The organism is Cryobacterium sp. CG_9.6 (genome assembly GCF_029893365.1).
In the GTDB taxonomy this organism is placed as follows: domain Bacteria; phylum Actinomycetota; class Actinomycetes; order Actinomycetales; family Microbacteriaceae; genus Cryobacterium.
This window is the reverse complement of record NZ_JARXUZ010000001.1, coordinates 758,576-767,746: the sequence shown is the minus strand read 5'-3', so window position 1 is coordinate 767,746 and position 9,171 is coordinate 758,576. Positions and strand designations below refer to the sequence as shown.

The window sequence follows — 9,171 nt, the reverse complement described above, 5'->3', positions numbered from 1 at the left end:
CTCCGAAGAAGCGATGTCCACCAGCGGATGCCTCATCGCGTCATCTCTGCCCCGACCGGCGCCAATCACACCCTCCGCAGCACTGCGAAGAAGTAATGTGCGCCACCGGATGCCCCGTCACTACAACAGACAACCCGAGCCAGCCGGTCCCACCACGAGCCGGATCAGCACCCAGCCGCGACAATTCGCAAAAGTTAGGCGCGTTTCCGCAGTTTGCGCCGCTCACGTTCGGAAAGCCCGCCCCAGATGCCGAAACGCTCATCATTGGCGAGTGCGTATTCCAGGCACTGCGAGCGAACCTCACACGATGCGCAGATCTTCTTCGCATCGCGGGTAGACCCACCTTTTTCCGGAAAAAACGCCTCGGGGTCGGTCTGAGCACACAACGAATCTGTCTGCCAAGAGAGCGGGTTGCCTTCCCCCTGTTCCTGTCGTACGCCGGGAACACCCAGACGAACAGGATCGACGAACCAGTCCTCGGGGACTCCAGAACGATAATCAGGTATAGCCATATCGTCTCCCACTGATCAGGTGACACCCTGGTTGCGTGTCACCCCCTAATTACACCGTTGTAGTTACATTTCGTCAAGTCGTGAATCGTAAACCCTCAATACTCGATCGAGAGTTGCGACGCGCCCAATAATTCAACTCGGCCTTTTGGGGGGTCCCTGCCGAGCAGGGAGAAAACCTCGACACCGCCGACCGGCTGGCTCTGAGCCGATTATGGCCCAGAACGCCCGAATGCGCTGTGATTGCACCCCAATTCGCAGGAACCGAACGGGGAGAGAAACGCCGATCAGGCCAGTCACGCGCCCCGCATATACCTAGGCCGTGGCGGCGACGGCCGCCTGCTCCGCGTCCCAAGCGCTGCGCACCATCTGCTCGAGGGTGTGGCGCATTTTCCAGTTGAGGTCGCGGGCTGCAAGCTCACCCGAGGCCACGATGCGGTCGGGATCGCCCGCGCGGCGAGGACCCAGGTCCGGCACAAAGTCGATGCCCGTCACGGCCGCCACCGTCGTCATAATCTCGCCGACCGACACACCGTCACCGCTTCCGAGGTTATAGACCGGAGCAATGGTGTCGCCGGCAGCCAGACGCCGGGCCGCAGCTACGTGTGACGTGGCCAGGTCGGCGACGTGAATGTAGTCGCGCACACAGGTGCCATCGGGGGTCGCGTAGTCCGTGCCGTTGATGCGGGGTGTGCGACCGTCGCTCAGAGCGGCAAAGACCAGCGGGAACAGGTTGTGCGGGCTGGTATCGCGCAGGTTAGGGGAACCGGAGCCGACAACGTTGAAGTAGCGGAGCGACGTGTGCTGCAATCCGGCGGCAATACCCTGGTCGCGCAGCAGCCACTCGCCAATGAGCTTGGACTCCCCATACGGTGACTCGGGGTTCTTCACCGTGTCTTCGGTCACCAGATCGGTGCGCGGGGTGCCATAGACGGCGGCGCTCGAGGAGAACACGATGCGGGCGACACCGGCAGCGTCCATCGCCGCGAGAAGGGTAGCTGTGGCGGTCACGTTCTGCTTATACGTGTGCAGCGGGCGTTGCACCGACACTCCCGCATATTTGAAGCCGGCGACGTGCACCACGCCATCAATCTCGTGGTCGGAAAACAGGTTCATCAGCAGCTCGCCGTCGAGCACATCTCCGCGCACAAAGGGCACGTCCGAAGGCACGAACTCCGCGTGGCCGCTCGACAGATCGTCGAGAACAACGACCTTCATACCCTCGGCCAAAAAGGCTCGCACAACGTGCGACCCAATGTATCCGGCTCCACCAGTGACCAACCAGGCCATTTCACCCTCACAACTACCTTTAGCACGGCCCGACGCGCGCGCTCCCCCAGACTAGCCGCCGCCTCCGACACCAACCGCGTGCTGGCACCGGGCCGGCGGGTGCCCGCCGCCACATCGCCGATCCAAGCACCAGGCAACCCGCGGCCAGGGCCACCAACGCGTGTCGCAGCATCCGCTTCACTCGCTCGTTCCGGACGCGGTCAGCCCACCGTCAGCCCCCGCGGCTCCGAAGCGGTGCCGAATCAGGTGTTCGTGGTGGCCAGGAACACCTCGCCTGCGCCGGCAAACGTGAGCACGCCCTCGTCGGGGGTCACGTACACGGCCTGGCCGCGTTTCAACGTAACGGATGCCCCGGATCCCGCCACCAAGAACCCACCCGACGTGCAGATGGCAATTCCGGGACCGGTCAGCGCGAACTGGCGCATCTCTGGCGCGGGCGCACTGCTCGCCGACGCCACAATGTGCACCAACTGGAAGTCGGCGACATCCGGTCGAAAGACGGAGACACCTTCGGACTCGATAATGGGCACCAGGTAGGGCGGCGCCACGGGGGTGAAGTCCAGCACCGCGAGGAGCTCATCAATGTCAATGTGTTTCGGGGTGAGGCCACCGCGCAGCACGTTGTCTGACGCTGCCATCACCTCCACGCCGAGGCCCGATAGATAGGCGTGGATGTTGCCGGCTGGCAAGTACAGGGCCTCGCCGCGCTTGAGTGACACGCGGTTCACGAGCAGCGCAATCACGATGCCCGGGTCTCCCGGGTACTCGGCTGCCAGCGCTTGCACCGTGGCGAGTTCGGTCGCGAAGCTGATGACGGCGCCACCCGCTGCCAGGAACACCGCATGGTGGGCGAGCGCCACCACCCGCTCGACGAGCCACTTCACCTCGCCGGAGTCACCGCCACGGCCATCACGGAGCAGCCAGTCCACGGTATCGCTCACGGCATCCGGGCCGGTAAGTCGGCTCTCGAGCGCGTCGAGAGCGCCCGGCTGCGGGTTATCGGTTGCCACGTCGAGCGCACGAAGTTCACCAATGATGCGACGCACCTCGGTGAGATCACGGAAACCGCTGAGCGCCTCAAAGGTGTCGCTCAGCGCAAAAATAAGCTCAGGTTTGTGAAACGGGTCACGATAGTTGCGGTTGCCGGCGCCTACAGGAACATCCGAGTCGTTCTCGAGTTCGAAACCCGCCCGCGCCCGCTCGGACGTGGGATGCGCTTGCAACGACAACGGCCGATCAGCGGCGAGAATCTTGAGCAGAAAGGGCAGTCGCGGTGCAGGGCCGGCCAGCGAATCGGTGGCGACGGAGGCGGCGAGCGCAGTCCCCAGCGCGGCCTCGGGTGCGGCTCCGATCCACTCGGCGAGATCGGTGGCTCCGCCGACTGTGCTCGGATCATCGATCAGTGACGGCGATCCAGCGTGAGCACCCAGCCAGAGTTCGGCCTCCGGTTGACCCGATGCTGCATGACCCAGCAGATCGGCAATGGCCGTCTGCGACCCCCAGGCGTAATTCCGAGGCGTATTGGTGATGCCCACAAACATGGCTGACTCTTTCCCTCGGCGTTTTAGACCAAACTACCAACCCGTTTGGTGGAGCCTCGGCGTCCCCGTAGGATCGCACACGTTTGCCAGCATGTTTCACCCGGTCGCAGACGGCCAGGTGAACCCGACCGCAGGAGCACCAGATGACCACGAGCGACTTCTTTGGCTACCAGAACATCCTCACCGACCAGGAGCAGAAAGCCCTCGCCGAACTGCGCGCCTACCTGGACGCCGAGGTGCACCCGATCGCAAACGGATACTGGGAGCGGGCCGATTTCCCCACCCAGGTCATCAAGCCCCTGGCCGATCTCGGAGTGTATTCCTACGCCTGGCCCGAGCTGGCCCCGTTCGAGAATTCGGCAGTGTTCCGAGGATTCGTGGCGCTCGAGTTGGCGCGAGTGGACGCATCCGTTTCCACGTTTGTGGGCGTGCAAACCGGACTAGTGGGCGGTTCCATTGCGGTGTGCGGGTCGCCGGAGCAGCGCGCGGAGTGGCTGCCCAAGTTTGCGTCGGGTGAGCTGACCGGGGCATTCGGCCTCACCGAACCGCTCTCGGGCAGTGATGCGGCGCGTGGGCTCCGCACCACGGCCACCCGCAACGGCGACAGCTGGGTGCTGAACGGTGCCAAGCGCTGGATCGGCAACGGCACATTCTCTGACATCACCATCATCTGGGCGCGCGACACGGCCGACGACCAGGTGAAAGGTTTCATGGTGCGCACCGATACCCCCGGCTACACGGCCACCAAGATCGAGGGCAAGATCAGCCTGCGCAGCGTGCAGAACGCGGACATCACGCTCGAGAACGTGCTGGTTCCCGAGAGCATGCGCCTGCAGAACGCCAACTCCTTCAAGGACACGGCCAAGGTGCTGCGACTCACCCGCGCGGAGGTGTCGTGGGCTGCCGTGGGCATCGCGGTGGGCGCCTACGACGCCGCAGTGGCATATGCCGGGACGCGCATGCAGTTTGGCAAGGCGATCGGCGGCCACCAGCTCGTGCAGGATCTGCTGGTGAAGAGCCTCGGCAACATCACGGCGAGCCTCGGCATGGTCGTTCGCGTCTCGCAGATGCTCGACGAGGGCACCCAGCGCGACGAGCACTCGGCCCTCGCGAAGGCATACACGACCAGCCGCATGCGCGAGACCGTCGCGTGGTGCCGCGAGCTGTTCGGCGGCAACGGCATCGTGCTGGAGTACAACGTGGCCCGCCACTTCTCCGACGCTGAGGCCATCTACTCCTACGAGGGCACGCAGGAGATGAACACCCTCATCGTGGGGCGCGCCATCACCGGCGAGGCCGCCTTCATTTAGGCGCCTCGGGCGGGGCTGGCGGGCCCGTTCCCTCGATCCTTCCACCCTCCCCCGCCCCCGTCGCTAGTTCCGGAGATCCGCTCACCAGCCGCACGGCACCCGCGTGATTCCGGACACCGGTTGCCCCCGACCACCCCGATCTCCTGAACTAGCAACACACGCCCGGGGCAAGACCCCGCATCGAGCACCCCGCGCCAGCCCCCGGCACTCCCCGGCAGCCCCCCGTGTGCAGCCCCGCCGGCACCTGACCGGCCTCCCCCGTCGCTAGTTCAGGAGATCCGCTCACCAGCCGCACGGCACCCGCGTGATTCCGGACACCGGTTGCCCCCGACCACCCCGATCTCCTGAACTAGCAACTCAAGCCAGCCGCAGCCGGGTGTAGTACCGTCGCGGGTATGACTTGCGAGAGACGACACCAGGTATGAGCGACGTAGACGCGATCGTTGTGGGCTCCGGGCCCAATGGGCTTGCCGCCGCGGTGACTCTGGCCCGGGCGGGCCTCTCCGTGCGCGTCTACGAAAAGAACTCCATCGTGGGCGGGAGCGCAAGCACGGCCGAGCTCACCCTCCCCGGCTTTCACCATGACATCGGCTCCGCCGTGCACCCCATGGCTCTCGCCTCCGAGTTCTTCCAGCGCTTCGGCATCACCGACCGCGTCAAGATGCTCGTTCCCGACATCTCCTACGGTCACCCCCTCGCGGGCGGACGCGCCGGCATCGCCTACCGCGACCTCGAACGCACCGCCGCCGCCCTCGGCCCCGTCGACGGGCGCGCCTGGCTCAACCTCTTCCGCCCACTGCTTCGCCAAGTGGATGCCGTCGCCGAGTTCACGGGGAATCACCTGCTGCGCGTGCCGCGGCATCCGCTGGCCGTCACACGTTTCGGGTTGCGGGTGCTCGAACAGGGCACCGGCACCTGGAACCTGCGGTTTCGCGGCGAGGAAGCCCCCGCGCTGCTCACGGGCGCGTTTGCCCACGCGATTCAGAATCTACCGAGCCTGTCCACCGCGGGCGCCGGACTCGTTCTCGCCCTGCACGCACACGCTCGCGGCTGGCCGATTCCTGTCGGCGGTAGCGGCGCCATCGCGGGCGCGCTCGTCGACGACCTCCTTGCGCACGGCGGGGAGATCGTGACGGACACCCACGTGCGACGCCTCTCCGACCTGCCGCCGGCCTCGATTGTGCTCCTCGACATCGCCCCGCAGGCTCTCGCGAAAATGGCTGATCTGCCGCCCGCCTACGCCAAAAAGCTGTCCCGATTCCAGTACGGCAACGCCGTGGCCAAGGTGGATTACGCGCTCTCCGGCCCGGTTCCGTGGAGCGCACCCGAGCTCCACCAGGCACCGACCCTGCACGTGGGAGGCACGCGAGCCGAGATCGCCCGCGCTGAAAATGCAGTGTCCCGCGGCCAGCACGCCGCCGCACCCTATGTCTTGGTGTCGCAGCCGAGCGTGCTCGATTCCACCCGCGCGCCCGCCGGCCAGCACGTGCTGTGGGCCTACACGCACGTGCCGCGCGGCTCTCAGGAAGACCAGACCGAGAGCATCACCCGCCAGATCGAACGGTTCGCCCCGGGTTTTCGGGACACCATCCTCGGCTCCGCGAGCCGCACCGCCGTTGACCTCGAGAACCGAAACCCCAATTACGTGGGCGGCGACATCGCGGCCGGTGCCGTCTCCATTGGCCAGCTGATCGCGCGGCCGGTACTGTCCACCGATCCCTGGCGCACTCCCCTGCCGGGCGTGTATCTGTGTTCGTCATCGACGCCCCCCGGGCCCGGCGTCACGGGCCTCCCGGGCTATCGCGCGGCCCTCAGCGCTCTCCGCCACGAGCACGGCATCCGCCAGCCCCCGTCCCTTGCCCCCAGCATCGCGACCTAGCCATGGCCGTCAACTACCGCGTCTTAACCTGCAAGCCCGAGCGCGTGTTCGAGGTCTTCGCCGATGCGTGGTTGTATCCCAGTTGGGTTGTCGGAGCCTCGCGCATGCGCGCTGTCGACGAGGACTGGCCCGCCCCGGGCAGCGCCCTGCACCACTCGGTGGGAGTCTGGCCCGCGCTCATCAACGACACCACGAGCGTGCTCGAGTGGGATCCGCCCCGCCACGTCTTGCTGAAGGCCCGAGGTTGGCCCATCGGTGAGGCAAACGTGGCCATCGACGTGCACAATCACCCAAACGGATGCCTCGTGCGACTCAGCGAATACCCGGTCGCGGGCTCGGCACGGCTGGTTCCCCGACTGCTCACCGACCCCGCCCTGCACATCCGCAACACGGAAACCCTGCAGCGACTCGCCTATCTGGCCGAAGGAAACGCCGCCCAGTAGTCGTCTCCGCCACGGCCAGCCTGGCGCCAATCGCACCTTCCCGCCTCACAGGAAGGCACGAACTCCGCCACCCACCCGTCCCGGCCACCCCACCACCACCCGAGCGGCGTCAATCACACCCTCCCGCACATTCGGAAGGTGCAAACGCCACCACCCACCCAACCTGTCACCTCGCCACCACCCGGCCCGCACCAATCACACCCTCACGACCTGCCATCGGGCGCTTTCGGCGCATGTCGCACCCGCTCGGAAGATGCATTCGCCATCACCCAGTCAGCCCTGTCACCTCACCATCACCTGGCCGCGCCAATCACACCCTCCCGGGCACCGGGAACGCGCGAACGCAGCCACCAATCCCGCACTGTTACTTCGCCACCACCTGGCTCGTGCAAATCACACCCTCCCACGCACCCGGAAGGCACGAACTCCGCCACCCACTCCGCCCTGTCACCTCGCCACCACCCGGCCCGCGCCAAACGCACCCTCCCAGGCACTGGGAAGGCGCGAACTCCGCCACCCACTCCGCCCTGTCACTTCGCCAGCACCAATCGCACCTTCCCAGGCACCGGGAACGCACGAACTCCGCAACCCAGCGCGCGGGCCCCGTCCCTCCCCAAGCAACGGGCCGCGCCGAAATAAACCCCATCTGTACATAACCCGCATCGTGCGCGCGCAGGGCGGCATCATCAACGACATGAAGCCCCGCGTTTCCCTTCCACCCGAGCTCGTCGACCGGTCATTCCTCGTCGCTGACGGCCAGCTTGCCGGCATCGGACGCTCGCGCCTCAACGGCCGTGACCTCGCGAGTCCATTCTGGGGCGTTCGTTCGGCAGGTGCCTTCGACGGCTCAACTCACGCCTATTGCCGCGCACTTCTGCAGCGGATGCCCCCAACCGCCTTCTTCAGCCACGAGACCGCTGCGCTTCTTCTCGGGTTCCCCCTCCCCGTGCGGTGCCTGAGCGTCCTTCCTTTGCACGTCGGCGTCCACGCGCCCGCCCGAGCGCTTACAGCGCATAACGTCACCGGCCACAGCCTGAAAATCGGCACCGGCGATCTGATCCATCACGGTGACCTTCGATTCACCAGCCCCGTGCGCACCTGGCTCGACCTCGCCGCGCAGCTCTCTGTGGTTGAACTCGTGACCGTGGGCGACTTTCTCATCGGCGGCACGCATCCGCTTCTGAGCATGGATGACCTCACCCAAGGGGTCGGCGAGTGCTCTCAACGCCGCCGCGGATTGTCCAGTGCACGACTCGCGCTTCCGTACCTCCGGGCCGGGTCGGAATCGCCCAAGGAGTCTGAGCTCCGGATGATCATTGTGCTCGCCGGGCTTCCGGAACCCGTCTGCAACTTTGAGATCTTCGACAACGCTGGGCGCTTCCTCGCCCGGGCAGACCTGGCCTACCCGGAATTCAAGGTATTGCTCGAATACCAGGGGGATCATCACCGCACCGATCGGTCCCAGTGGCGCCGAGACATTACCCGCCTCGGCCGCGTTGAGGACGAGGGCTGGCAAGCGCTCCAGTTCACCGACGACGATCTCAAGGCCCCCGTTCCGCTCACCGTGCGCCTCGCCAAACGCCTGACCAACCGCGGGTGGGTGGTGCCGCCTCAGACTCCGGATGCCGCCCAGCACTGACAACACTGTCACAGACCTCCGGTGCGCACCGCCGCACCGGTCGTCCGCCGGCTTCCGTCAGGCAACCGCACGTCGGCGACAATCACACAGTCCCGGCCGCGCGGAAGGACCAAACACCGCCAGGCAGGCAAAAAGGTCCACCACACAACCGGGCAGACCTAGGTGGACCGCGTCACCGGTGCCCATCACACCCTCCGGGTCACCCGGAAGGACCAAACACCACCACACAACCGGACAGACCCCAACCGACCCCGGTCGCTGGCGCCCATCGCACCCTCCCCGCCACCCGGAAGGACCAAACACCACCAGGCAACCAGACAAACCCGAGCCACCCACGTCACCGGCGCCATTCACACCCTCCCGACCCGCCGGAAGGACCAAACACCACCACACAACCGGACAGCCCCCAACCACCCACGTCACCGACGCCCATCGCACCCTCCCCGCCACCCGGAAGGACCAAACACCACCAGGCAACCAGACAGACCCACCCACCCACCACGGTGACCAGCGACAATCACACCGTCCGGGCCGCGGGGAACCCGCGAAGGCCGCCGGCA

7 protein-coding genes are annotated in these 9,171 nt (G+C 66.2%); 4 read left to right on the top strand and 3 right to left on the bottom strand.

Features of this window, described 5'->3' with window-relative positions; all coding sequences use genetic code 11:
• Positions 1-194: 194 nt before the first annotated feature.
• The 3 genes from H4V99_RS03550 to manA all read right to left on the bottom strand — a co-directional run bounded on the left by H4V99_RS03550 (position 195) and on the right by manA (position 3,340).
• Positions 195-512, bottom strand: a complete 318-nt coding sequence (locus H4V99_RS03550; protein ID WP_280675587.1) for a WhiB family transcriptional regulator — start codon at positions 510-512, stop codon at positions 195-197.
• A 312-nt stretch (positions 513-824) separates the two neighbouring features.
• Complete coding sequence (gene galE, locus H4V99_RS03545) at positions 825-1,799, bottom strand: UDP-glucose 4-epimerase GalE (protein WP_280675586.1); 975 nt, start codon at positions 1,797-1,799, stop codon at positions 825-827.
• A gap of 242 nt (positions 1,800-2,041) precedes the next feature.
• Positions 2,042-3,340 (bottom strand): mannose-6-phosphate isomerase, class I, encoded by a 1,299-nt coding sequence (gene manA / locus H4V99_RS03540; protein WP_280675585.1) that lies wholly within the window; start codon positions 3,338-3,340, stop codon positions 2,042-2,044.
• A gap of 143 nt (positions 3,341-3,483) precedes the next feature.
• Here manA and H4V99_RS03535 point away from each other — a divergent pair, with 143 nt between their 5' ends.
• The 4 genes from H4V99_RS03535 to H4V99_RS03520 all read left to right on the top strand — a co-directional run bounded on the left by H4V99_RS03535 (position 3,484) and on the right by H4V99_RS03520 (position 8,611).
• A complete protein-coding gene (locus H4V99_RS03535) occupies positions 3,484-4,650 on the top strand; it encodes an acyl-CoA dehydrogenase family protein (protein ID WP_280675583.1) in 1,167 nt (388 codons plus the stop codon).
• Between the two features lie 421 nt (positions 4,651-5,071).
• Positions 5,072-6,529, top strand: a complete 1,458-nt coding sequence (locus tag H4V99_RS03530; protein ID WP_280675581.1) for an NAD(P)/FAD-dependent oxidoreductase — start codon at positions 5,072-5,074, stop codon at positions 6,527-6,529.
• 2 nt (positions 6,530-6,531) lie between these two features.
• Positions 6,532-6,972 (top strand): SRPBCC family protein, encoded by a 441-nt coding sequence (locus H4V99_RS03525; protein WP_280675579.1) that lies wholly within the window; start codon positions 6,532-6,534, stop codon positions 6,970-6,972.
• 664 nt (positions 6,973-7,636) lie between these two features.
• Positions 7,637-8,611, top strand: coding sequence for a hypothetical protein (locus H4V99_RS03520; RefSeq protein WP_280675577.1), 975 nt, complete (start codon positions 7,637-7,639; stop codon positions 8,609-8,611).
• Positions 8,612-9,171: the final 560 nt, after the last annotated feature.